Below are 21,348 nucleotides of genomic sequence, written 5' to 3' on the forward strand. Positions count from 1 at the left end.
AAGCGACCGGTCGGTAAGTCGATGGGTGCTGAAACAAGTTCAGCATGACGGAGCGGGGATGTCTGCTTACGACCCGTTGCGGACATTCGGTGAACGGGGCAGGAGTTCTGAATGGGCAAGCGTTCAGGCGTTCCGCATACGGACGAAGAATTGGCGGCTCTGAGTTTAGAAGAGCTGCAAACCGAGCTTCAGCGGTCGAGGATGCGCCTTTCAATTCCTCAGTCCACAAAGATGTCGAAGCAGTGGCATAAGCGAATTCATTGGCTCGAAAGTGCCATCGCGAAGCGCGTCTGAGCGTCCGCTATCCACCCAAAGCAGACATTTTTCGAGCGGCATGAAGAAGGGTGTGGGACCGGGCGGTCTCGATTTTTAACCGGAAAAACGAACCGGTCGCGAGCTACGGCCTGCTGACGGAAAATCGGCCGTAACCGCTCGTCATCCCGGCGAAGGCCGGGATCTCAGGTGGCGAGGATGTTGCGGCTAGTCTCGCGGGGCCCCGCCTTCGCCGGGGTGACGACCAAGCGTGTTTAGCGCCGTCCCAGCCCGGCGATCGCCTGGTCGACCAGCGCCTTGTCGGCCTTGCCGTCGCCGCGTTCGGCGATGAGGCGGGCGGCGGCTCGGGCGGCGGCGTCGGCGGTCGTGGCGCGCAGCTCGGCGAGCGCGGCGCGCTCCTCGGCGGCGATCTTGTCCTCGGCGATCCGGCCGCGGCGCTCGACCAGCGTCTCGGCGTCTTCCTTCGCCTTGGCGAGGATCTGCTCGGCCTCGTGGTGCGCGCGCTCGAGGAGGTGCCTGGCATCCTCCGCCGAAGCCTGGGCCTTGACCTCATATTCGGCGCGGATGGCCTGCGCCTCGCGTCGCAGCGCGGCGGCCTCGTCGAGCTGCTCGCGGATCGCCGCGATCTTGCCGTCGAGGCTCTTGCCGATCGCGCCCGGCACCTTCTTCCACAGAAGGATGACGATCACGACGACCATCGCCAGCGCGACGATCCCCGGCGCGGCGAGCCCGAAGGCGGTCGCCTCGGCATGCTCACCCGACGGCGCCTCGGTCGATGCGACGTGCGGCTCAGCCATGGACCAGCTCCTGCGAAACGGCGGCACGGGCGGCGGCCGGGTCGACGGCAAAGCCGGCCACCCGCTCGACCATCGCCTGGGTCGCCTCGGCCGCGACCGCCTCGATCTCGGCGAGCGCCGAGCGGTGGCTCTCCGCGATCCGGGCGAGCGCGTCCTGGCTACGACCCTCGATCGAGCGGTCGGCCTCGGTCACCCGGGCCTCGGTCGCCTGCGCGGCCGCGGCCTTGGCGTCGGCCGCGAGCTTGGCGGCGTCTGCCCGGCTCTTGTCCATCGCCGCCCGATATTCTTCCTCGAGCCGGTCGGCCGTCTCGCGGGCCTTGCCGGCTTCCGCGAGATCGCCGGCGATCTTGGAGTCGCGCGCGTCCACCGTCGACTGGATCTTCGGCAGCATGCCGACACCGATCACGACGAAGATCGCGCCGAAGAAGATCGCCAGCCAGAACAGCTGCGATGCATAGACTTCGCCGAGCTGGCTGATCTGAGGCATGGCCGACCCTACCGAGCTTCTATCCGTCGCTTAGGCGACGAACAGCAGGATCATCGCGACGACGAACGCGAGCAGGCCGAGAAGCTCCGACGCGGCGAAGCCGATGAACAGGCGGCCCTGCTGGCTGTCGGCGGCGGCCGGGTTGCGAAGCGCGCTCTCGAGGAACGAGCCGAACACGTTGCCCACCCCGAGGGCGGCCATGCCGACGCCGATCGCGGCGAGACCGGCACCGAGAAGCTTGGCGGCGTTTGCGTCCATGATGTGTAACTCCTGTCTGAAAGGCTTAGTGAAGGTTGATGGCGTCGTTGAGGTACAGCGACGTCAGAAGCGCGAAGACATAGGCCTGGATGGCGGCGACGAGCAGCTCGAGCAGCGTGATGCCGATCATCAGCACGAAGCTGGGGATCGAGACGACCAGCGGCACCCAGCCCGCCGAAGCGTTCATGCCGTTGACGACGAAGCCGGCGAGCACTTCCATCAGGATGTGCCCGGCGGTGATCGCGACGAACAGCCGCAGCCCAAGCGAGAAGGGCCGCATCAGGAAGCTGACCAGCTCGATGGGGAAGATGGCGGCGGCCATCGGTCCCTTGACGCCGTGCGGCACGAACAGGCTGAAGAAGTGGAAGCCGTGCTTGGCGAAGCCGACGATCAGGACGATCGAGAACGACAGGATCGCGAGGATCCCGGTGACCGTCAGGTGGCTGGTGACCGCGAACGGATGGTAGCCCGGGACCAGCGCCACCGGCAGCATGCCGAGGATGTTGGCGAACAGGATGAACATGAACAGCGAGAAGACATAGGGCACGAAGCGACGGCCCTTGGGCCCGATGTTCGTGTCCATCATGTTGGTGATGAAACCGGTGAAGCCCTCGACCGCGGCCTGCCAGCGGCCGGGCACCAGCTCGCGGCGCATGCCGCCCATCATGAAGATCCACAGCGCGACGAACGTCAGCGCCATCCACAGCGCCGAGTTGGTGAAGGCGATATTGTGACCGGCAATCGTCCAGTCGCGACCGAACAGGGGTTCGATCATGAACTGGTGCATCGGATCGATCTTGCCGCTTTCGGCCGCCACGCTTTAGTCCCTCTACGCGTTTGGCCGGCGCGCCCTAGGGCCGCCGGTTCGCAAGCTTGAAGATGCTCCAGAAGCCGCCCACGGTGCCGAGCACCAGGAAGACCACCAGCAGCACATGCCCAGTGTGGAACAGCCGATCGAGCACCCAGCCGATCAACGCTCCGCCGACGAGACCGCCGATAAGGGTCGAAAGGACACGCTGGCCGAGCTGCTCATTGGCATCCGCGGCCGGCGCCCTGCCGGTCCTCACCGCTTCCTCCCGTTTCGCCTTCTGCAAGCGCTGTTCAAGCGCATCCAGCCGGGCGTCCGGGTTCAGCTTCGGGTCCTGCCCGGGCTCCTCGACTGCCATGATCCGTGTCTCCCCTCATGTGCGCGCCCGGGTCCGGATAAGCCGGTCGGCGGCGCGAAGGCGGTCAGGAACATGGCGGCGTCCAGGGGCCCGCCAAGGCGCCGCCCCTTTATGAACCGGGCGCGCGCTAGTCAACCGCGAGTCTGGCCGGTTGGACCAACGGACGGTAGAAGTAGGCGCATGCGCCGAGTGTCGATCGTCCCGCTTCTCCTCGCAACCGCGGCTTGCGGGCAACAGGCGGAAAGCCGCAACCGCGCCGAGCCGGTGCGCGCCACCGCCGAAGCGCCACGGGCCAGCGGGGCGCGACCCGACGCGGTGGCTCGTGCGCGGGCGCCGTCCCCGGCCAGCGCCCGGTCGGCCAAGGCGGTGAGCATCGACGACGATGCTCCGCTGCTCGACTTCCATTATGCGTGGCCCGCCGAGGCGAGCGCCATTCCCGAGCTCGCGCGCCGCTTCCGGCTCGATGCGGAGCGGACCAAAGCCGCGGCGCTCACGGCCGCGGCGCAGGACCGGAAGTCCGCGCAGGCCGACGGGCGCGAGTTCCACCAGCACCTGCTCCACCGCGACTGGACGATTGCCGGCGACAGCGCGTCGCTGCTCTCGCTGCGCGGCTCGATCGAGACTTTCACCGGCGGCGCGCATGGCAGCCATGGCACGCTCTCGCTGCTGCGGAACCGTCGCCAGAACCGCGAGGTCGGGATCGAGACCCTGCTCGCCCCCGGGCAAAGCTGGTCCGGGGCGATCCGCGCCCCCTTCTGCGTGCTGCTCGACCGCGAGCGGGCGAAGCGTCGCGGCGAGCCGGTCCGCAAGGGCGACCTGTTCGGCGACTGTCCCAAGGCGAACGAATTGCGGCTGCTGCTCGCCGATGGCGACGGGGATCGCCGCTTCGACCATGTGCTGGTGGTGGCCGACGAATATGTCGCCGGCCCCTATGCCGAGGGTCGCTACGTGATCCCGTTGCCGATCACGGCCGCGATGGCGGCGCGGATCCGGCCCGAGCTGCGCGCCGAGTTCAGGCCTCAGCCGCCGGTGCAGTAGCTCGGCACCGGCGCGGACTCGCCCGGCTGGCGGCGGCGCCAGACATTGTCGGAGAGGAGATAGGCCTCGCCCACCTGCACGCGGGCGAGCAGGGTGCAGCCGGCGGTGATCCCGACCTCGGCGGGCGAGACTCCGCGCTGGGCGGCAAAGCGGGCGTAGAGCGTGCGCCGGCGGATGTTCACCCCGTCGGTCGCCGAGCGGACGATCCCGCCCTGCGGCTGCACCGTGCCGAGGAACCCGTCATAGCGTTCGCCCACCTGCCCGGCCAAGCGGGCGGCGGCGATCACCGGCGAGTTCTGGGCCGGCGCCGGCCCGGCGAGAAGCGCCACCGCACCGGCCGCCAGGAGCAGCGCCCTGCGCATCAGCGGTTCGTCCCGCCACTCGGCGGAGTGGTCGTCGTGGCTGGCGGCGTGGTCGCGCCCGGGAAGGCCTGCGGGTTGGAGTTGATGAGGTTCTCGACGTCGCGCTGCAGCCGGACCAGCACCTCCTGCCGGATGTTGACGTTGAGGTTGATCTCGATCGGCTTCTCCGGGGTCTTGACCGAGATGCAGCCGGCGAGGGCCGGCGCCAGCACCGCGGCCGCGACGCCGCCCCTGATCAGCTTGTTCATCGCTGGGTTCCATTGTCGTTGGGGGTGGGAGTGACCGTCACCTGGGTGGTGGCCGGCGGAGTCTGCGTCTGCTGCTTCTGCTCGGTGATGTTGCGGACGTCGGTGGCGATGCCCGGCACCTGGTCGAGCGGCCGCGGCAGCGCGTCGCCGATCACCGAGCGCGGGTCGCGCAGCGACTTGGCGGTGGCGATGAGGGCGCGGAAGGGTCCCTTGATCGTGACGTTGAACTTGAGCGGCAGCTTGCGGGTGAAGGAGCGCAGCAGGTTCGCCGACCCGCTGGTCCCGAGCGAGACTTGGTCGATCGTCAGCCGGGTCGCGAATTCACCGGCCAGGTCGCCGTCGAGGCGGATGATCATCGAGCGATAGTTGATGTCCTTCAGCGCATCGAAGGCGAACTTGGCGACGAACCCGAGGTTGGCGCGGTTGACCGCCCCGGCGAAGCTCAGGCTGCCGCCCGGCGAGCGCGAATCGAGCCGGCCGCCGACGATCCGCCCGCCATTCTCGTCGAAGATCATCGGCAGCACGCCGTCGAACCGGCCGGTCGCGCCGATCCCCTGGTAGTTGAAGCTCTGAACGAACCGGTTGGCGTCCAGCCCGACCACCTCGAAGGTCAGCCGCTTGGCGGTCGGCCGGCCGAAGTTGAGCACCGTCTCGCGGAGGTTGAGCCGGCCGCCCATGAACGGCCAGGTTCCCCGCTCGACCCGCACGAGCTGGTCGCGCAGCAGCTGGAAGCTGATGTCCCCGTCGAGCACCTCGATGCCGGGATTGATCGAGGCGACATGGACCTTCTGCCCCGGCGGGGTGTGGAGGCCGAGCAGGTCGTCGAAGTGGACGGTTCCGGTCAGGCCGCTGACCGGGCCGAACGGCGCCGCCAGGTCCATCCCGGCGGTCGAGAAGTCGCCGGTCGAGGTGACCTGCTCGCCCGCCCAGCGGATCCGCCCCTCGCCCCGCAGCGTGCCGTTGACGAGCGCGATGACACCCTCGGTCAGGCGGGTCAGCTGGTCGGGCTGGAGCTGGTTGCCGAAGGTCAGGCCGGGCACCTCCAGCAGCGCCTGTCCGCTCCCTGCCGCGAGGTGGTGCTCGATCCGGACGTCGGTCACCCGCACGCCCGTTCCCGGGTGGCGCAGCGAGCCGGCGGCGCGGATGAGGTCGCCGCCGAGCGTCAGGTGGAAGTCGTTGCTGTCGAGCGGGAAGAAGCGCGGCGCCGGGTCGCGATCCGAGACGGTGAGCCCACCGTCGACGCTCAGCGTCGAATTGCCGAAGCGGAACGCCGCGTCCGACTTGCTGATGAGCAGCGGCACCTTGCCGATGATCCCCCGCCCGTTCTGGTAGGTGCCGCTGATGACCGGCCCGGCGAACTGCCCCTGCAGCCGGTCGGCGGCGAGCTGGACCGGCGCCTGGGGGTTGCCGAGGCGGATCGCCGCCTGCTCGAGCGCGAAGCGGTTGCCCTCGGCGTAGCGGGCGGTGGCGGCGGTGATCAGCGCGGGCGAACTGCCGATGTGGCCGGCGAGCCGGAGGTTGCGCGTCTGCGCCGCGACATGGGTCGTCCCGCCGGGCGCCTTCCACACCAGCGCCGGCCCGGTCGCGCACAGCGGCAGCGCGGCATTCTCGAGCCGGATCGAGCCCGTCTGCACCAGACGGAAGCTGGCGGTCACGCAGCCGCGTCCGAAGGCGAAGCCGCCGCCCGGGTTGAACGTCCCGGCGACCGGCACGCGCAGGCCCTCGATCCGCCCGCCCGAGCCGAGCGGCCCGTCGAGCGTCACCACGGTCGCAAGATCGGTGCTGTTGCCGGGTCCCGGTCCGAACCGCACCGGCTCCAGCGCGAGGCGCGAGCCGGCGACCGCATAGGGCTGCATTTCGAGGACACCACTCAACGGACCGCCGCCGCGCGGCTGGCGGACCGTGAGCCGAGCGGTCGGCAGTCCGCCCCCGCTCGTCGCGACATCGCCGTCGATCCGGATTCGGCTGCTCGGCCAGTAGTAGGTGACCCCGTCCCCTCCCGAGACCCCGATGTGCGCGCCCGCCGGACTGTTGGCGTTGGCGGTCTCGATCCGCACCGCGCCGCCGCCGGGCATGTTGACGAGGCGCAGCGAACCGTTGGCGTCGAAGCGCTGGAAAGTGCGGCTGAACGCCCCCGCGATGTTGGTCGCGATCGGCCCGACCGGCGTCCCCTTCGCCGCGTCGAGCGCGCCGGTCAGGCTTCGCACCACGGCGGGGTCGAGCGAGGTCCCGGTCGCGCCATAGTCGGCGACCAGCACCGCCCGGCCCTCGTTCGCGCTGAGGAAATAGCGACCCTTGAGCCGGGTCGAATCGGCGACGATGCTCGCCATCCGGGCACGGCGCGCGTTGAGGTCGATCGCCCCGCGGGTCGCCGCCGGGCTGCCGTCGAAGCTCAGCTTGCCGGCGATGTCGGCCAGCCCGTTGACCCCGGTGACGAGGCTGGCGACCTGCATCCGTCCCTGGCCCGTGTAGCTGCCGAAGCCTTCGGAGAAGCGGGCGTCGACGTCGAACAGCGGTTGCTGGAGCGCGAGCCGGCTCTTCGGACAGGCGAAGCGGTCGGCGGCGAGCGGGCCGACGATGCGCGGCCGCCGGGCGTCGATCGACACCGCGACATTGGCGTGCATCCCGACCAGTTCGCAGGCGCCCGGCGCGATCCGCGAACTGGCGGCGGCGAGCCGGCCCTTGAACCCGCCGGTGAGATTGCCCGTCCCGGCGACCGCGATGCCGAGCGGCCCGTACGGGGTCTGCAGCGAGACGCTGGTGTCGGCGACATCGACCGCGATATCGGGGAAGGCGAATGGCTTCTTGGAGGTCGAAGGCGCCGGGAGCAGCTTGTCGAGGTCGCCCCAACTGACCCGGTTGCCCGCGACCAGCTTGCCGTTGAGGCGGACGCCGCGGGCGACGATCCGGTAGACGCGCACCGTCCCGTTGAGGCGGATGCGCATCTGCACCCGGACCCGCTCGGCGGTGAGGTCGGGCCGCCGCAGATCGCCGATCACGAGATTGCTGATCTCCTGCGTGCGCAGCCCGATCTTGTCGAGGTGGTAGGAGGCGCGCACTCCGCGCTTCTGCATCTGGCGGGCGAGGATGTCGGTCGCGATCGGCTTCCGCTCGAGCCAGGCAGCGGCGATCATCAGCCCCGACAGGATCAGCAGGCCGACGAGGATGCGCGAGACGATCCGCCCCATGCGGCGGCGATGGCGGACGACGACCACCTCCTCGGCGTCGCTCTCCGCAACCGCCCTCTCGCTCTCGTCCACCGCCATGCTACGCTTGTGAACCCCTTATCGGCAACGTCGTTCCGCGAGCGGCACGAGAGGCGTTGCTCCGCGATCGCGTCACCATTATCCTATATCACCATGGGCACCATGCCGAAGGCGTCCGAGGGACATCGCGCCCGCCTTCGGCAACGGCTGCTCGAGGGCGGTGGCGACGCATTGCTCGACCATGAGCTGGTTGAATATCTCCTGACGCTCGCCATTCCCCGCCGCGACACCAAGCCGCTCGCCAAGCGGCTGCTGGCAAGCTTCGGCGGGCTCGGTCCGCTGCTTTCCGCAAGCCCGGACGCGCTCCGCCGCGAGGGACTTAGCGACGGGGTGGTCGGCGCGCTGAGGATCGCGCAGGCCAGCGCGCTGCGATTGCTCGAGACGCGCGTGGAGGGGCGCCCGCTACTGTCGAGCTGGGATGCGCTCGGCGATTATTTGCAGGCGGCGATGGCGCACGAGAGCGTCGAGGAAGTGCGCGTGCTGTTCCTTAATGCCAAGAACATCCTGCTCGCCAATGAGGCGATGTGGCGCGGCTCGATCGACGAGGCGAGCGTCCATGTGCGCGAGGTCATCAGCCGCGCGATCGCGCTCGGCGCGGCGGCGATCATCCTCGTCCACAATCACCCATCGGGCGATCCGACCCCGAGCCAGGCCGACATCCGCCTGACCCGCGACATCATCGATGCCGGGCGGCACATGAAGGTGACGGTGCACGATCATGTGATCGTCGGCGCGACCGGCCGGACGAGCCTGCGAGGTCTGGGGCTGATCTGACCGGGCGGTCAGCGGGCAATGCGATCCGGCCGGTGGGGAACCCGCACCACCTCGCCCTTGATCAGCTTGGAAGCGAGTTGGCTGCGGGCGCGGCGGGCGCCCTCGCTGCTCATGCAGACGAGGCGCACCCCGCCCGAGGTCAGCGGCTCAAAGGTCGAGATGCCGATGCCCATTTCCTGGCATTTCGCCGTGACCGCCCGAGGGGTCATGTTCAACAGCAGGACTCGGCTCATCGACTTCTCCAATCATGGACGGGTTCGCCACGGCGTCCCCGTTGCGCTCTGCCGCGGGCGCGACGAGTTCGCGCTCCTGCTGGCGGGCGTAGAAATTCTGCTCCAGGCGGGTCAGCAGCGCTGCGCGCCGATCCCACTGGAGGGCGCTCCCCTCGTAGCGTTCACGCGCATGGGCGGTCTCGGCGGCAGCGGCGCGCTGCCGGTCCGCGGCCGCGTTCTCGTGGCAGGCCGACGCGCTTTCGTTCGCCCGGTTGGCGAAGTGCAGGCGCTGATCGCCCGCACCCTCGGCACCCGAACGGCGCCGCGGAACGACCGGCTCGTCCCGGTCGGGTGACGACGCCATGCTCATCGGCCCGGGGCGAAGTCGGCGCGACGGCGATCGATCAGGCTGCCGTAGAAGCCGGCCAGCGCCCGGTTGGCCTGACGCTCGGAATGGCCAGTCGCGAAGTCGGCGCGCAACAGCGCGACCTGCTGGCGATGGTAAAGATAATTGAGGTCCACGTCGGGGCTCCTGGCTTTCTTCAAGCGGGAGCGCGATGGTCTCTCAGCCTGCCGTTGCTCGTTCACTCGGCGGTCAGGTAAGTAACAGATAGGCGCTGCGGGCCCAAATACAAGCGAGTAGCGAGGCGGTCGGATGATCTCCGCGCCCGATTGTTCGCTTGGGGACTGCTCAGGCCGAATTCGAACGCGATCTTCTATTCGGGAGCAAGAAGTGCCGCTCCTTGTCGAGATGAGCGCGTCAGGCGGTCAGGCGCGGGCGGCCGGACGTGGTGACCACGGTGCGGCCATGCTCCAGCAGCATCTCGCCCGCGCGGTCGGTCGCCCGCTTGGTGTCGGCCGCGAGCTTCTTGACCTCCTGCGCCACGACCGCAAAGCCGCGCCCGGCCTCCCCCGCGCGGGCCGCCTCGATGGTCGCGTTTAGCGACAGGAGGTTGGACTGGCGCGCGATCGAGCCGATGGTGGAGACGATCGTCGCCAGCTGGTCGAGCGTCAGCTGCAGCTTGCCACGCTGCGCCTCGAGTTCGGAATGGACGCGCTCGGTCTCCTTCAGCCGGGTCTGGACCTCCTGCTCGAGCCGAACCTGGCGGGTCACGTCGCTGGCGATCTTGATCACCTTGCGCGGCCGGCCCTCGGCGTCGAGAATCGGATTGTAGCTCGCCTGGATCCATACTTCGCGGCCGTCGCGGCCCTGCCGGCGGAAGCGTCCGGCCTCGAATTCGCCGCGACCGAGCCGGCGCCAGAACTCGGCATAGTCGGCGGTACTGGTCACCTCCGCCGGGCAGAGCAGCCGGTGGTGCCGGCCGACCACCTCTTCCCGCCGGTAGCCGAGGCTACCGAGAAAGTTCTGGTTGGCGTCGGTGACGATCCCGTGGAGGTCGAACTCGACCACCGCCTGCGACCGGTCGATCGCCCGCAGCCGGCCCTCGGTGTCGGCTTGCTTCTCCTTCTCGCCCGTCACGTCCATCGCGAACTTGACGATCTTCACCGGGCGTCCGTCGGGGTCGAGGATCGGGTTGTAGGTCGCCTGCAGCCAGACCTCGCGCCCGTCGGCGGCGATCCGCTTGTAGACGCCGGAATCGAAGGCGCCGCTGCCGAGCTTGCGCCAGAACTCGCGGTAGCCCTTGGTCTCGGCCTGCGCGGCGGTGCAGAAGATCCGGTGGTGGCGGCCGACCACCTCCTCTTCCGAATAGCCCATGAGGGCGAGGAAGTTGGCGTTGGCGCTGAGGATGGTGCCGTCGAGCGCGAACTCGATCACCGCCTGGCTGCGATCGATCGCTTCCGAGCGGGCCTTGTGGTCGGCCTCGTGGCGGCGGGTGGCGGTGATGTCGGTCGCGAACTTGACGATCGCCACCGGCTTCCCCGCCGAATCGAGCACAGGGTTGTAGGTCGCGCGCAGCCAGACTTCATGGCCGTTATGGGCGATGCGACGATATTCGCCACTATGAAACTCCCCCCGCCGAAGCCTCCCCCAAAACTCGGCATAGGCCGAGCCGGTACGCTCGATTTCGCTGCAGAAGAGGCTGTGATGGCGGCCGATCACCTCCGCCTGATCATAGCCCATCAGCGCAAGGAAGTTGCGGTTAGCGGCGACGACGTGACCGTCGAGGTCGAACTCGACTACGCACTGCGAGCGGTCGAGCGCCGCGAGCATGGCGTCGGCACTATCCTGACGCGGACTGTCGTGAAGCTCTTCGCGATCGATCAGGCTGATTGGTTTCACGCTGCTACTCACCTCTTCGACGGAAAGTTATAAACCGAAGTCGTTAACGGAAGGTCGCCTACAGCTCGCTCGTTGGCTGATTTCTCCTGAAAAGAGGTGCCTTGCGCGGTTCCCTAGAAGCAGTTGCCGAGCGGTTCGATTGCGACGGCCGCCCGCCCCTGCTAACCGGCCGCCCCATGGTCCCCCGCTACTCCCGCCCCGCCATGGCCGCCATCTGGCAGCCGGAAAACCGCTACCGGATATGGTGGGACATCGAGGTGTTCGCGGCCGAGGCAATGGGCGAGACCGGCATGATCCCGGCCGAGGACGCGCAGAAGATCAGCGCCGCGCGCGAGGGCTGGGCGATCGAGCCGATCGACGTCGAGGCAATCGACAAGATCGAGTCGGTGACCAAACATGACGTGATCGCCTTTCTTACCTGGGCGGGCGAGAAGCTCGGCCCCGAACGGCGCTGGCTGCACCAGGGCATGACCTCGAGCGACGTGCTCGACACTGCGCTGGCGGTCCAGCTGACGCAGGCGACCGACCTGCTGCTCGCCGACCTCGACGAGTTGCTCCAGGTGCTCCGGCGCCGGGCCGAGGAGCACAAGCTCACCCCGACCATCGGCCGCAGCCATGGCATCCATGCCGAGCCGGTGACCTTCGGGCTGAAGCTCGCGCAGGCCTATGCCGAGTTCGACCGCAACCGCATGCGGCTCCGCGCCGCCCGTGCCGAGGTGGCGACCTGCGCCATCTCGGGCGCGGTCGGGACCTTCGCCAACATCGATCCGCGGATCGAGGAGCATGTCGCGAAGCGGCTCGGCCTGCTTCCCGAAGCCACTTCGACCCAGGTCATTCCGCGCGACCGCCATGCGATGTTCTTCGCCACCCTCGGCGTGATCGCGTCCTCGGTCGAGCGGCTCGCGGTGGAGATCCGGCATCTCCAGCGGACCGAGGTGCTGGAGGCGGAGGAATATTTCGCGCCCGGTCAAAAGGGCAGCTCGGCGATGCCGCACAAGCGCAATCCGGTGCTGACCGAGAACCTGACGGGCCTCGCCCGCGTGGTTCGTGGAGCCGTCACCCCTGCGCTGGAAAATGTCGCGCTCTGGCACGAGCGCGATATCAGCCATTCCTCGGTCGAACGTTTCATCGGGCCGGACGCGACCATCACGCTCGACTTCGCGCTCAGTCGCTTGACCCAGGTTGTCGACAAGCTGCTGGTCTACCCGGAAAGGATGCAGAAGAATATCGACCGGATGGGCGGCCTCGTTCATTCTCAAAGGATACTGCTGGCGCTCACCCAAGCCGGGCTCAGCCGGGAGGAATCCTACGCCATCGTCCAACGCAACGCGATGAAGGTGTGGGAATCGGACGGGAGCCTGTCGCTGCTCGAATTGTTGAAGGGGGACCCGGAAGTGACTGCTCGCCTGTCACCCGAGAAACTCGAGGAAAGCTTCGACCTTGGATATCATCTCAAGCATGTCGACACGATTTTCGAGCGGGTCTTCGGGCGGAGCTGAGCGGGTGGACGGAGTCCAGAACGACGGACTGCTCCTGGTCCTTTCGCCGGACTGGATCATCCGTCGCGCCTCCGAGAACGCCCACAAGCTGATCGGCCGAAGCCATGTCCAGCTGGTCGACGAGCCGCTGTCCAAGATTTTTCGCGCCGATCCGCTCCACTCGCTCCGCAACCAGCTCGGGCGACTCGGCGGCATGCCCGGCACAATGCGGGTCTACGACACGCTGCTGACCGACGCGCTCGACCGCTACGACGTGGCGATGACGAGCGACGAGCGCAGCGTGCTGTTCGAGGCGGTGCCGACGCAGTCCGATCCGGGCGAGCTGCTGGGTTCCGTCGGGCATGTCGCGGCGCGGCTCGACGGCGTGAAGCCGGAGAAGATCTATCTCGAAGGTGCCCGGCGGCTTCGCGCGCTGCTTGGCTACGACAGCGTCGCGCTGGTCGGGATCGGTGGCGATTGCCTCGGCGAGTCGCTGCGTGGCGGATTGAACGACGCGACCTGCTCGACCCAGCCGGCATGCAGCATCGACGATCATATCGTCGCCGTCGGTGACCTGGAAGGGCCGGTCGTCCCCGTCTTTCCTCGATTGAAGGATGGCCAGTCCGCTCCGTTCGCCACCTTGCGGGTGTTAGGCGACGAGGTCAGCGACACGCTGCTCGCGGAAGAGGTCAAGGCCGTGCTGCAGATCCCGGTGCGAGTCCAAGGCCGGGTCTGGGGCGCGTTCGTCTGCCAGCACCGCCGGCCGCGCCCGCTGCGGTTGGAGGAACAGGCGGCGGCCGAGCTCTACGCCCAGTTCTTCGCGCTGCACCTCCAGGCCGCCGGCAAAGCCTAGGCTCCGAGCATATCCTTGATGCGGGTGAAGAAGCTGCGGCTCGCAGGGCATTCCTCTCCCGTCTCCGTATCACGAAACGCCGCAAGCAGTTCCTTCTGCTTGGCGCTGAGCCGGGTCGGAGTCTCGACATGGATGCGGGCGACCAGGTCGCCGCGTCCGCGTCCGTTGAGGATTGTCATGCCGACACCGCGCTGGCGCAGCTGCTCGCCCGACTGGATGCCTGGCGGGATTTTCATCTCGACCGGCTTGCCGTCCACGCCGCAGATGGTCATCGCGCCGCCGAGCGCCGCCGCGGTGAAGCTCACCGGGCAGTCGGCCACCAGCGTCGTGCCCTCGCGCTCGAAGATTGGATGCCGCTTCATGTGGACGAAGATGTAGAGGTCGCCCGCGCCGGCGCCGCGGATCCCCGCCTCGCCCTCGCCCGCGACCCGGATCCGAGTACCCTCGTCGACCCCAGCCGGAATTTGGACGTTGAGCGTGCGCTGACTCAAGGTCCGCCCCTCGCCCTCACACGCCAGGCATGGATCGGCGATCACCTGTCCGCTGCCCTGGCAGCCCGGGCAGAGCCGCTCGACCATGAAGAAGCCCTGCTGCGCGCGGACCTTGCCCATGCCGCCGCAAGTGGAGCAGGTCGCCGCCCGCGCGTCACCGCGCGAACCGCGGCCCTCGCAGCCTCCGCACCGGGCCAGCGTCTCGACCTCGAGCCGCGCCTCCTTGCCGGCAAAGGCTTCCTCGAGCGTCAGCTCGAGATCGTAGCGAAGATCGGCACCCCGACCGGCGTTCTGGCGCTGGCCGCGCGGGTCCATGAACTCGCCGAAGATCGACGAGAAAATGTCGGAGAAGCCGTCGAAGCCCTGCTGGCCGAACGGGTTGCCGCCCCCGCCGCCGTTCTGAAACGCGGCATGGCCGAAGCGGTCATAGGCGGCGCGCTTCTGCGGATCCTTCAGGCAATCATAGGCGGCGGTGATTTCCTTGAACCGCGCCTCATTGTCCTTGCAGCCGCCGGTGCGATCGGGGTGGCACTCCATGGCCAGCCGCCGGTAGGCGCTCTTGATCGTTCGGTCGTCCGCCGTCCGCTCGATCCCAAGCAATTCGTAAAAGTCGATCTGAACCATGTTACGCCACATCCCCCCGGATGCGCGCCGCCCCGGCGCCGAGCGGGGTGCCGGACGCTCCCGGAACCCCGATCTTCGCCGGGACGACTACGTTTTTCAACGCCTTAAGCCTTCTTGTCGTCGTCGACCTCGGAATATTCCGCGTCGACCACTTCCTCCTGCTGGGCCTGTCCGGTCTCCGCCTCGGCGCCGCCCTCCGGAGCGCCACCGGCATTACCCGCCTGCTGCGTCTCATAGATGGCCTGGCCGAGCTTCATCGCGGCCTGCGCCAGCGCCTGGCTCTTGGTCGTCATCGCCTCGGCATCGCCGCCCTCGACCGCCGACTTGGCCTCGGCAATCGCGGTCTCGATCTCGGACTTCACCTCGACCGAGACCTTGTCGCCATGCTCGGCGAGCTGACGCTCCGTCGAGTGGATGAGGCTCTCGGCCTGGTTCTTGGCCTCGGCCGAAGCCCGCCGCTTCTTGTCGTCCTCGGCGAACTGCTCGGCCTGCTTGACCATCTGCTCGATGTCATTGTCCGAGAGGCCGCCGGACGCCTGGATGCGGATCTGCTGCTCCTTGCCGGTGCCCTTGTCCTTGGCCGAGACGTTGACGATGCCGTTGGCGTCGATGTCGAAGGTGACCTCGATCTGCGGCACGCCGCGGGGCGCCGGCGGGATGCCGACCAGGTCGAACTGGCCGAGCATCTTGTTGTCCGCCGCCATTTCGCGCTCGCCTTGAAAGACGCGAATGGTAACGGCGTTCTGGTTGTCGTCGGCGGTCGAGAAGGTCTGCGACTTCTTGGTCGGGATCGTCGTGTTGCGATCGATCATCCGGGTGAAGACGCCGCCCAGAGTCTCGATGCCCAGCGACAGCGGGGTGACGTCGAGCAGGAGCACGTCCTTGACGTCGCCCTGCAGAACGCCGGCCTGGATAGCCGCGCCCATCGCCACGACTTCGTCCGGGTTGACGCCGGTATGCGGCTCCTTGCCGAAGAACTCCTTCACCACTTCGCGGACGCGGGGCATGCGAGTCATGCCGCCGACGAGGACGACCTCGTCGACCTGCTTGGCGTCGATCCCGGCGTCCTTCATCGCCTTGCGGCAAGGCTCCAGCGTGCGGTCGATGAGCTCGGCGACCAGCTTCTCGAGGTCGGCTCGGCTGATCGTCTCCACCAGGTGGAGCGGGGTGGTCGCGCCGCCTTCCATGCGGGCGGTGATGAACGGCTGGTTGATCTCGGTCGTCTGCGCCGACGACAGCTCGATCTTGGCCTTCTCGGCGGCTTCCTTGAGCCGCTGCAGCGCGAGCCGGTCGGTGCGGAGGTCGATGCCTTCCTTGGCCTTGAAGCGGTCGGCGAGATAATCGACGATCTTGGCGTCGAAGTCCTCACCTCCGAGGAAGGTGTCGCCATTGGTCGACTTCACCTCGAACACGCCATCGCCGATCTCGAGGATCGAGACGTCGAACGTGCCTCCGCCGAGGTCATAGACCGCGATTGTCTTGCCGTCGTCCTTCTCGAGCCCGTAGGCGAGCGCTGCCGCGGTCGGCTCGTTGATGATGCGGAGCACCTCGAGCCCGGCAATCTGCCCGGCGTCCTTGGTCGCCTGGCGCTGCGCGTCGTTGAAATAGGCAGGAACGGTGATCACCGCCTGGGTGACGGTCTCGCCGAGATAGGCCTCGGCGGTCTCCTTCATCTTCTGCAGGGTGAAGGCGCTGATCTGCGACGGGGAATAATCCTTGCCGCCGGCGTTGACCCAGGCGTCGCCGTTTGAGCCGCGGACGATCTTGTAGGGCACCAGCTCGGTGTCCTTTTTCGTCACCGGGTCGTCGAACCGACGGCCGATCAGCCGCTTGACCGCGAAGATGGTGTTGTCGGGATTGGTGACCGCCTGACGCTTGGCCGGCTGGCCGACAAGACGCTCGCCATCCTTGGCGAAGGCGACGACCGACGGGGTCGTCCGAGCGCCTTCCGAATTCTCGATGACCTTGGGCTTGCCGCCCTCCATCACCGCCACGCAGCTGTTGGTGGTGCCGAGGTCGATCCCGATCACTTTCGCCATAGTTTCTAACCCTCTCACTAGCCCCCGGGCGCCCCGTCAGGCACGCCCGTCCAATTCAAGTTTCGGGGGCGATATAGGTGCGGTTCCTTGCCCGACAAGGAGTCTGCCCGCGGCCACGAGTTGCACGGCGCGCCGCTCCGTACCATGGGGCGGCGATGACACTCGCCGACCGGATCCTGTTCATCGACGCGGAGGCCTTCGTGCTGGACAAGCCGGCCGGGCTTCCCGTCGACACGCCCAGGCGCGGCGGGGACAGTGTCGAGAAGCACCTTGGCGAGCTGAGGATGGGCTTCATGCGCCCGCCCACCCCGATGCACCGGCTCGACCAGGATACCTCCGGTTGCCTGTTGTTCGCGCGCAATCCGAGCGCTCGCGCCGAGCTGCAGCAGGCATTCGAGGGCCGGCAGGTCGAAAAACACTATCTGGCGGTGATCGCCGGCGAGGTGGTCGACGCGGAAGGCGAGATCGACCTCCCGCTGGCCAAGAAGAGCAGCGCGGAAGCCGGCTGGCGCATGGTCGGCGACCCCGCCGGGCAGCCGGCGCAAACCCGCTGGCGGCGGCTGGCGGTGCGCGACGGGCGGAGCCTGGTTGAGTTCGTCCCGGTGACTGGCCGAACGCACCAGATCCGCGTCCATGCGCGCGAGGCGTTCGGGGTCGGGATTGTCGGCGACCGGGTCTACGGGACGCCCGGCGGCGCCATGCTGCTGCACGCCTCGCGGCTGGCCCTCCCGCGCCGGGTGAAGGACGGAATCGACGTTAGCGCGCCGTTGCCGCCGCACTGGGGCGAATGGCGCGATGAAGCTTGAGGAGGTCCACATTCCGGAGACGGCACTGAGCGAACGCTTCCTCGCCGCGACCGGGCCGGGCGGGCAGAACGTCAACAAGGTTGCGACAGCCTGCCAGCTGCGGGTGGACGTGTTCCGGCTGGGCCTGCCGCCGCATGCCTATGAGAAGCTGAAGAGCCTAGCCGGATCGAAGCTAACCAGTGGCGGAGAGCTGATCATCACCGCCCGCAATTATCGCACGCAGGACGCCAATCGCGAGGACGCCCGCCGCCGTCTCGCCGAGCTGATCGCCGCCGCGCACGAGCGGCAGGCGCGGCGGCGTCCAACCAAGCCCAGCCGCTCGGCCAAGGCGAAGCGGGTCGACGGCAAGAAGCAGCGCAGCGCGGTGAAGGCCGGGCGCGGCCGGGTCCGCGCGGACTGACCCCACAGGACCGTCATCCCCGCGCAAGCGGGGGGACCCAGCTTCTTTTCGTCGGGAGCAGCCGGTCTGCTCGATAGCGGCAAGGGAACTGAACTCCCGCGTTCGCGGGAGTGACGGACCGAGGATGCGTGACTACATGCGCGCCATGTACGACTTCAACCTGTCCGCCGCCGACAAGCCCACGCTCTACCGCGATCTCGCCGCCGCGCTTGAGAGCTTGGTCGCGGGCGAGCCCGACCCGATCGCCAACATGGCCAATGCCTCGGCCCTGATCATGCAAAGCCTGCCCGACCTCAACTGGGCGGGGTTCTACCGCAACGTCGGCGGCGAGCTGGTGCTGGGACCGTTCCAGGGCCGCGCGGCTTGCATCCGGATCCCGTTAGGCAAGGGCGTGTGCGGCGCCGCCGCGACGACGCTGCAGGTTCAGCGGGTCGATGACGTTCATGCTTTCCCCGGACACATCGCCTGCGACGCGGCCAGTGCGAGCGAGCTGGTCGTCCCGATCGTCCGCGACGGCAAGCTGCTCGCCGTGCTCGACCTGGACAGTCCGAAACAGGCCCGCTTCGACCCGGAGGACGAAGCGGGCTGTGTGGCGATTAGCGCTGTGCTGGCGCGGGCGCTGTAGCCGGGGCGGCGGCCTCGATCACCGCCGCTGCCTGCGGAGCGACGGCTGCCGGTGCCGGAGCACTGGCGACCTCGATCGCGATCGGCTCCTTAGTCAGTGCTTTCCATTCGGATCCCTGAGCCGCGATCGCGCTGTGACCCGTTACGAACAGGCCCCCGATGACGCCCGCGGCGACCACCGCGCCGACCGTCGCGCCGGTGTTGCCGTCGCCCGCGACACGGTGATGCCCGGCGAGCGGGATGGTCCGGCCATTGAGGTTGACCGCGTCGAGATCGAACTCGAGCTTCGCCGACTTGCCGAACACGCCCTTGCCGCTGCGCATGCTGATATGGCCGGTGGCCGGGGTCCCGCGCGGGATTACGACATAATTGCCGAGCATGACGTCGCGCGCGACCTTGAGCGAAATGGTATCTCCTTGCTTGACGTGCTTGGAGTTCATCTCCGAATCGAGGGTCAGCCAGACGTCGCTGTTGCTCGGCAGAAGGGAGCCGCTGCCGACCGCGGACGGCTGCTGGACCATGATCGGCACGGCCGGCGCGGCGGCGACGGGAACCTGCGCGGCGACGGCGGTCGAGAACAGCGCCGCGGCGACGCCGCCGGCGAGATACTTATGGATGATCATTTTTTCCCCCAAGTACAACTAGTGCCCGACGGATCGGGCAAGTCGAACTATGACACCGCTCCGTTATGAAACAAGTAAATGGTGAGGTTAACCGGCGTTAACGCGCCTCGATCAACTCAGCAGTTCCATTCGCTCTTCGTCGATGCTGCCGGGGATGATCATCACCGGGCATGGCAGTTTGCCGGCGTCGTTGCCGGTGAAGTCGGCGACCAGGACGCCCGGCGAGCCCGCGGGAGCGGCTCCGAGGACGAGCGCGTGGATGTCGTCGCGAGTGCCGATCAGCGCGCGGACTTCCTGGACGGGGTCGCCGGTGCGCACGCTGATGATCGGCTTGATGCCGGCGGCGTCGACGATCTCGCCGACCGACGCGGCGACGCTCGCCTCGATCCGCAGCCTCTGCTCTTCCTCGATCGCGGCCTGGACCCCGCCCCACTGAACGAAGTCCTGCGCCTCCATCACCGCCAGGATCTCGATCGCCCCGCCGGTCTTGACGGCGCGGCGGGCGGCGAAGCGGAGCGCGGTGCGCGCCTCGGCGCTGTCGTCGATCACGACCAGATAGGTCCGCTTGGCTGGCTCCCCCATGGTCCGGGAGACTGCGCATAGTCGTGCGCAAAGGGCAAGCCGCGAGCTTCCCGCGCCGGCACGTGCTTGACCCGGGCTGGCGCATGGTCTTTGTGCCCATGCGTTTTCCAGTCAGGCGAAATCAGTCATGCCCATCGAACTCAAGATGCCCGCCCTCTCTCCGACCATGGAAGAGGGCACGCTCGCCAAATGGCTGGTCAAGGAAGGCGACGAAGTGAAGTCGGGCGACATCCTCGCCGAGATCGAGACCGACAAGGCGACGATGGAATTCGAAGCGGTTGACGAGGGCAAGGTCGCCAAGATCATCGTCCCCGAGGGGAGCGAAGGCGTGAAGGTCGGCGCGCCGATTGCCATTCTCGCCTCCGACGGAGAGGATGCGAGCGCCACTGCTTCGGCTGCCACGCCCGCCCCGGCACCGGCTGCCGCCGACGAAGCTGCGGCCGCGTCGGCTCCCGCTCCGGAACCCGCCGGGGCGACGGCATCAGCGCCGCCACCGACGGCACCCGTCGAGACTCCCGCCGCGCCGGCCCAGCCGGCCGCAGCACCTGCCGCTTCGGGCGACCGGGTGAAGGCCTCTCCCCTCGCCCGCCGGCTCGCGCAGGCGCAGGGGATCGACCTGTCGACCATCACCGGCTCGGGCCCAAACGGCCGCGTCGTTCGCGCCGATCTCGGCTTGGCCGCCGGGGGCGCTGCGGCCAAGGCTTCGCCAGCGGCCGCCGCGCCGGCTCCAGCGGCGGCTGCCGCCGCTCCAGCGCCAAGCCCCGCGGCTCCCGCCGGGATCGCGCCGGAGATCGCCAACATCCCGCACGAGGCGGTCAAGCTCAGCGGCATGCGCAAGACGATCGCGCGCCGCCTGACCGAATCCAAGCAGCAAATCCCGCACATCTACCTGACGGTCGACGTGCGCCTCGATGCGCTGCTCAAGCTGCGCGGCGAGCTCAATGCCGGGCTGGCCTCCCGCAACGTCAAACTCAGCGTCAACGACATGCTGATCAAGGCGCTCGCCCTGTCGCTCCTCGAAGTGCCGGAGTGCAACGTCAGCTTCGCCGGCGACCAGCTGGTCAAGTTCAGCCGCGCCGACATCGCGGTGGCGGTCAGCATTCCGAACGGGCTGATCACGCCGATCGTCGCCGACGCGGGCTCCAAGGCGATCAGCAAGATCTCGACCGAGATGCACGACCTCGCCAGCCGCGCAAAGGACGGCAAGCTCCAGCCGAGCGAATATCAGGGCGGCACCGCGTCGCTGAGCAACATGGGCATGTTCGGGATCAAGCAGTTCGAGGCGGTGATCAACCCGCCGCAGGGCATGATCATGGCGATTGGCGCGGGCGAGAAGCGGCCCTACATCGTTGACGACCAGCTGGGGGTCGCCACCATCATGACTGCCACTGGCAGCTTCGACCACCGCGCCATCGACGGCGCCGACGGGGCGAAGCTGATGAAGGCGTTCAAGCAGCTGTGCGAAAGCCCGCTCGGCTTGGTCGCGTGAGATGAAGTGGCTGACCGCGCTACTGCTCGGCGGTCTGGTCGGCTTCATCCTGCCCATGGCGTTCGGCGGACAGGAGGGCGACTGGCTGCATAGCTGGGCCGGGGCCGGCACGGTGCGTCCGCTTCCCGGTTCGCCCGGCTTGCTGCTGTCGATTCCGGCGGCGCTGCTGACCGCGGTTGCCCTCCGACTTTTCTTCAATTGGCACCGAAACTGACG

Annotated in this window: 26 protein-coding genes; 10 read left to right on the forward strand and 16 right to left on the reverse strand. The window is 68.2% G+C overall.

The features are described 5' to 3' along the window. The first annotated feature begins 111 nt into the window (after positions 1–111). Positions 112–294: a hypothetical protein gene (locus HMF7854_RS14335; RefSeq protein WP_126719822.1), complete on the forward strand. Its 183-nt coding sequence runs from the start codon at positions 112–114 to the stop codon at positions 292–294. A 233-nt stretch (positions 295–527) separates the two neighbouring features. Here HMF7854_RS14335 and HMF7854_RS14340 read toward each other — a convergent pair whose 3' ends face one another. Genes HMF7854_RS14340 through HMF7854_RS14360 form a run of 5 tightly spaced genes read right to left on the reverse strand, consistent with a single transcriptional unit; the run spans position 528 to position 2,981 of the window. Next, a complete protein-coding gene (locus HMF7854_RS14340; RefSeq protein ID WP_126719823.1) occupies positions 528–1,070 on the reverse strand; it encodes a F0F1 ATP synthase subunit B family protein in 543 nt (180 codons plus the stop codon). After that, complete coding sequence (locus tag HMF7854_RS14345; protein ID WP_126719824.1) at positions 1,063–1,557, reverse strand: F0F1 ATP synthase subunit B family protein; 495 nt, start codon at positions 1,555–1,557, stop codon at positions 1,063–1,065. Before HMF7854_RS14345 ends, HMF7854_RS14340 begins: the two co-directional genes overlap by 8 nt. A gap of 30 nt (positions 1,558–1,587) precedes the next feature. Next, the gene (locus tag HMF7854_RS14350) at positions 1,588–1,815 is read right to left on the reverse strand and encodes a F0F1 ATP synthase subunit C (protein ID WP_126719825.1); all 228 of its coding nucleotides are present in this window, start codon (positions 1,813–1,815) and stop codon (positions 1,588–1,590) included. A 25-nt stretch (positions 1,816–1,840) separates the two neighbouring features. Further along, positions 1,841–2,632, reverse strand: coding sequence for a F0F1 ATP synthase subunit A (locus HMF7854_RS14355; protein ID WP_126719826.1), 792 nt, complete (start codon positions 2,630–2,632; stop codon positions 1,841–1,843). Between the two features lie 34 nt (positions 2,633–2,666). Next, positions 2,667–2,981 carry an AtpZ/AtpI family protein gene (locus tag HMF7854_RS14360; RefSeq protein ID WP_126719827.1) on the reverse strand — a complete coding sequence of 105 codons (315 nt, stop codon included), beginning with the start codon at positions 2,979–2,981 and terminating at the stop codon, positions 2,667–2,669. A 180-nt stretch (positions 2,982–3,161) separates the two neighbouring features. On the opposite strand from HMF7854_RS14360, the gene HMF7854_RS14365 reads away from it, so the two are divergent. Further along, the gene (locus tag HMF7854_RS14365) at positions 3,162–4,019 is read left to right on the forward strand and encodes a PdaC/SigV domain-containing protein (protein ID WP_126719828.1); all 858 of its coding nucleotides are present in this window, start codon (positions 3,162–3,164) and stop codon (positions 4,017–4,019) included. On the opposite strand, the gene HMF7854_RS14370 is transcribed toward HMF7854_RS14365, so the two are convergent. From HMF7854_RS14370 to HMF7854_RS14380, 3 genes are read right to left on the reverse strand one after another with little or no spacing between them, the layout of a single operon-like run. Further along, positions 4,001–4,381 carry a YdbL family probable chaperone protein gene (locus tag HMF7854_RS14370; protein ID WP_126719829.1) on the reverse strand — a complete coding sequence of 127 codons (381 nt, stop codon included), beginning with the start codon at positions 4,379–4,381 and terminating at the stop codon, positions 4,001–4,003. The genes HMF7854_RS14365 and HMF7854_RS14370 overlap by 19 nt on opposite strands. Further along, on the reverse strand, positions 4,381–4,629 hold the full coding sequence (locus HMF7854_RS14375) for a YnbE family lipoprotein (RefSeq protein ID WP_126719830.1): 249 nt from the start codon (positions 4,627–4,629) through the stop codon (positions 4,381–4,383). Before HMF7854_RS14375 ends, HMF7854_RS14370 begins: the two co-directional genes overlap by 1 nt. Continuing rightward, a complete protein-coding gene (locus HMF7854_RS14380; RefSeq protein ID WP_126719831.1) occupies positions 4,626–7,895 on the reverse strand; it encodes an intermembrane phospholipid transport protein YdbH family protein in 3,270 nt (1,089 codons plus the stop codon). Before HMF7854_RS14380 ends, HMF7854_RS14375 begins: the two co-directional genes overlap by 4 nt. Positions 7,896–7,997: 102 nt before the next feature. Between HMF7854_RS14380 and radC the strand changes: the two genes are divergently transcribed. Continuing rightward, positions 7,998–8,669: a RadC family protein gene (gene radC, locus HMF7854_RS14385; protein WP_239017002.1), complete on the forward strand. Its 672-nt coding sequence runs from the start codon at positions 7,998–8,000 to the stop codon at positions 8,667–8,669. An 8-nt stretch (positions 8,670–8,677) separates the two neighbouring features. On the opposite strand, the gene HMF7854_RS15875 is transcribed toward radC, so the two are convergent. The 4 genes from HMF7854_RS15875 to HMF7854_RS16225 form a co-directional block, all read right to left on the reverse strand. Further along, on the reverse strand, positions 8,678–8,842 hold the full coding sequence (locus HMF7854_RS15875) for a hypothetical protein (RefSeq protein WP_185829297.1): 165 nt from the start codon (positions 8,840–8,842) through the stop codon (positions 8,678–8,680). After that, positions 8,817–9,245: a hypothetical protein gene (locus HMF7854_RS14390; RefSeq protein ID WP_126719833.1), complete on the reverse strand. Its 429-nt coding sequence runs from the start codon at positions 9,243–9,245 to the stop codon at positions 8,817–8,819. Before HMF7854_RS14390 ends, HMF7854_RS15875 begins: the two co-directional genes overlap by 26 nt. A 2-nt stretch (positions 9,246–9,247) precedes the next feature. Next, on the reverse strand, positions 9,248–9,403 hold the full coding sequence (locus tag HMF7854_RS15880) for a hypothetical protein (RefSeq protein ID WP_185829298.1): 156 nt from the start codon (positions 9,401–9,403) through the stop codon (positions 9,248–9,250). A gap of 238 nt (positions 9,404–9,641) precedes the next feature. Further along, complete coding sequence (locus tag HMF7854_RS16225; RefSeq protein ID WP_126719834.1) at positions 9,642–11,123, reverse strand: methyl-accepting chemotaxis protein; 1,482 nt, start codon at positions 11,121–11,123, stop codon at positions 9,642–9,644. A 176-nt stretch (positions 11,124–11,299) separates the two neighbouring features. Here HMF7854_RS16225 and purB point away from each other — a divergent pair, with 176 nt between their 5' ends. Beyond that, positions 11,300–12,622, forward strand: coding sequence for an adenylosuccinate lyase (gene purB, locus HMF7854_RS14400; protein WP_126719835.1), 1,323 nt, complete (start codon positions 11,300–11,302; stop codon positions 12,620–12,622). Positions 12,623–12,626: 4 nt separating this feature from the next. Then, positions 12,627–13,454, forward strand: coding sequence for a GAF domain-containing protein (locus HMF7854_RS14405; protein WP_185829299.1), 828 nt, complete (start codon positions 12,627–12,629; stop codon positions 13,452–13,454). Here HMF7854_RS14405 and dnaJ read toward each other — a convergent pair. Further along, positions 13,451–14,569: a molecular chaperone DnaJ gene (dnaJ, locus tag HMF7854_RS14410; RefSeq protein WP_126719837.1), complete on the reverse strand. Its 1,119-nt coding sequence runs from the start codon at positions 14,567–14,569 to the stop codon at positions 13,451–13,453. The genes HMF7854_RS14405 and dnaJ overlap by 4 nt on opposite strands. Before the next feature lie 104 nt (positions 14,570–14,673). Further along, positions 14,674–16,608 carry a molecular chaperone DnaK gene (gene dnaK, locus HMF7854_RS14415; protein WP_126719838.1) on the reverse strand — a complete coding sequence of 645 codons (1,935 nt, stop codon included), beginning with the start codon at positions 16,606–16,608 and terminating at the stop codon, positions 14,674–14,676. A 155-nt stretch (positions 16,609–16,763) separates the two neighbouring features. Between dnaK and HMF7854_RS14420 the strand changes: the two genes are divergently transcribed. The 3 genes from HMF7854_RS14420 (at position 16,764) to HMF7854_RS14430 (ending at position 18,439) form a co-directional block, all read left to right on the forward strand. Then, the gene (locus HMF7854_RS14420) at positions 16,764–17,414 is read left to right on the forward strand and encodes an RluA family pseudouridine synthase (protein WP_126719839.1); all 651 of its coding nucleotides are present in this window, start codon (positions 16,764–16,766) and stop codon (positions 17,412–17,414) included. Next, on the forward strand, positions 17,404–17,814 hold the full coding sequence (arfB, locus tag HMF7854_RS14425; protein ID WP_126719840.1) for an alternative ribosome rescue aminoacyl-tRNA hydrolase ArfB: 411 nt from the start codon (positions 17,404–17,406) through the stop codon (positions 17,812–17,814). The genes HMF7854_RS14420 and arfB overlap by 11 nt, the downstream gene beginning before the upstream one ends. A 145-nt stretch (positions 17,815–17,959) precedes the next feature. Further along, positions 17,960–18,439, forward strand: a complete 480-nt coding sequence (locus tag HMF7854_RS14430; protein ID WP_126720255.1) for a GAF domain-containing protein — start codon at positions 17,960–17,962, stop codon at positions 18,437–18,439. Here HMF7854_RS14430 and HMF7854_RS14435 read toward each other — a convergent pair. Together HMF7854_RS14435 and HMF7854_RS14440 are read right to left on the reverse strand one after the other, a co-directional pair. Next, the gene (locus HMF7854_RS14435; protein WP_126719841.1) at positions 18,411–19,061 is read right to left on the reverse strand and encodes a hypothetical protein; all 651 of its coding nucleotides are present in this window, start codon (positions 19,059–19,061) and stop codon (positions 18,411–18,413) included. The genes HMF7854_RS14430 and HMF7854_RS14435 overlap by 29 nt on opposite strands. Positions 19,062–19,172: 111 nt before the next feature. Continuing rightward, the gene (locus HMF7854_RS14440; protein ID WP_126719842.1) at positions 19,173–19,643 is read right to left on the reverse strand and encodes a universal stress protein; all 471 of its coding nucleotides are present in this window, start codon (positions 19,641–19,643) and stop codon (positions 19,173–19,175) included. A 127-nt stretch (positions 19,644–19,770) separates the two neighbouring features. Between HMF7854_RS14440 and HMF7854_RS14445 the strand changes: the two genes are divergently transcribed. Next, positions 19,771–21,132, forward strand: coding sequence for a pyruvate dehydrogenase complex dihydrolipoamide acetyltransferase (locus tag HMF7854_RS14445; protein WP_126719843.1), 1,362 nt, complete (start codon positions 19,771–19,773; stop codon positions 21,130–21,132). 1 nt (position 21,133) lies between these two features. Next, complete coding sequence (locus tag HMF7854_RS14450) at positions 21,134–21,346, forward strand: hypothetical protein (RefSeq protein ID WP_126719844.1); 213 nt, start codon at positions 21,134–21,136, stop codon at positions 21,344–21,346. Positions 21,347–21,348 lie beyond the last annotated feature (2 nt).

The sequence above is a fragment of the Sphingomonas ginkgonis genome (assembly GCF_003970925.1).
Taxonomy (GTDB): Bacteria; Pseudomonadota; Alphaproteobacteria; order Sphingomonadales; family Sphingomonadaceae; genus Sphingomicrobium; species Sphingomicrobium ginkgonis.

Excerpts from the sequence above, each read along its gene's own strand:
- HMF7854_RS14335 (WP_126719822.1), top strand. The coding sequence starts at position 112 with ATGGGCAAGCGTTCAGGCGTTCCGCATACGGACGAAGAATTGGCGGCT.
- HMF7854_RS14360 (WP_126719827.1), bottom strand. The coding sequence starts at position 2,981 with ATGGCAGTCGAGGAGCCCGGGCAGGACCCGAAGCTGAACCCGGACGCC.
- dnaJ (WP_126719837.1), bottom strand. The coding sequence starts at position 14,569 with ATGGTTCAGATCGACTTTTACGAATTGCTTGGGATCGAGCGGACGGCG.
- HMF7854_RS14350 (WP_126719825.1), bottom strand. The coding sequence starts at position 1,815 with ATGGACGCAAACGCCGCCAAGCTTCTCGGTGCCGGTCTCGCCGCGATC.
- HMF7854_RS14430 (WP_126720255.1), top strand. The coding sequence starts at position 17,960 with ATGTACGACTTCAACCTGTCCGCCGCCGACAAGCCCACGCTCTACCGC.
- HMF7854_RS14365 (WP_126719828.1), top strand. The coding sequence starts at position 3,162 with ATGCGCCGAGTGTCGATCGTCCCGCTTCTCCTCGCAACCGCGGCTTGC.
- purB (WP_126719835.1), top strand. The coding sequence starts at position 11,300 with ATGGTCCCCCGCTACTCCCGCCCCGCCATGGCCGCCATCTGGCAGCCG.
- HMF7854_RS14435 (WP_126719841.1), bottom strand. The coding sequence starts at position 19,061 with ATGATCATCCATAAGTATCTCGCCGGCGGCGTCGCCGCGGCGCTGTTC.
- HMF7854_RS14370 (WP_126719829.1), bottom strand. The coding sequence starts at position 4,381 with ATGCGCAGGGCGCTGCTCCTGGCGGCCGGTGCGGTGGCGCTTCTCGCC.
- HMF7854_RS14445 (WP_126719843.1), top strand. The coding sequence starts at position 19,771 with ATGCCCATCGAACTCAAGATGCCCGCCCTCTCTCCGACCATGGAAGAG.
- arfB (WP_126719840.1), top strand. The coding sequence starts at position 17,404 with ATGAAGCTTGAGGAGGTCCACATTCCGGAGACGGCACTGAGCGAACGC.
- radC (WP_239017002.1), top strand. The coding sequence starts at position 7,998 with ATGCCGAAGGCGTCCGAGGGACATCGCGCCCGCCTTCGGCAACGGCTG.
- HMF7854_RS14345 (WP_126719824.1), bottom strand. The coding sequence starts at position 1,557 with ATGCCTCAGATCAGCCAGCTCGGCGAAGTCTATGCATCGCAGCTGTTC.
- HMF7854_RS14375 (WP_126719830.1), bottom strand. The coding sequence starts at position 4,629 with ATGAACAAGCTGATCAGGGGCGGCGTCGCGGCCGCGGTGCTGGCGCCG.
- HMF7854_RS14390 (WP_126719833.1), bottom strand. The coding sequence starts at position 9,245 with ATGGCGTCGTCACCCGACCGGGACGAGCCGGTCGTTCCGCGGCGCCGT.
- HMF7854_RS14340 (WP_126719823.1), bottom strand. The coding sequence starts at position 1,070 with ATGGCTGAGCCGCACGTCGCATCGACCGAGGCGCCGTCGGGTGAGCAT.
- HMF7854_RS14420 (WP_126719839.1), top strand. The coding sequence starts at position 16,764 with ATGACACTCGCCGACCGGATCCTGTTCATCGACGCGGAGGCCTTCGTG.
- HMF7854_RS14450 (WP_126719844.1), top strand. The coding sequence starts at position 21,134 with ATGAAGTGGCTGACCGCGCTACTGCTCGGCGGTCTGGTCGGCTTCATC.
- dnaK (WP_126719838.1), bottom strand. The coding sequence starts at position 16,608 with ATGGCGAAAGTGATCGGGATCGACCTCGGCACCACCAACAGCTGCGTG.
- HMF7854_RS14440 (WP_126719842.1), bottom strand. The coding sequence starts at position 19,643 with ATGGGGGAGCCAGCCAAGCGGACCTATCTGGTCGTGATCGACGACAGC.
- HMF7854_RS15875 (WP_185829297.1), bottom strand. The coding sequence starts at position 8,842 with ATGGGCATCGGCATCTCGACCTTTGAGCCGCTGACCTCGGGCGGGGTG.
- HMF7854_RS14380 (WP_126719831.1), bottom strand. The coding sequence starts at position 7,895 with ATGGCGGTGGACGAGAGCGAGAGGGCGGTTGCGGAGAGCGACGCCGAG.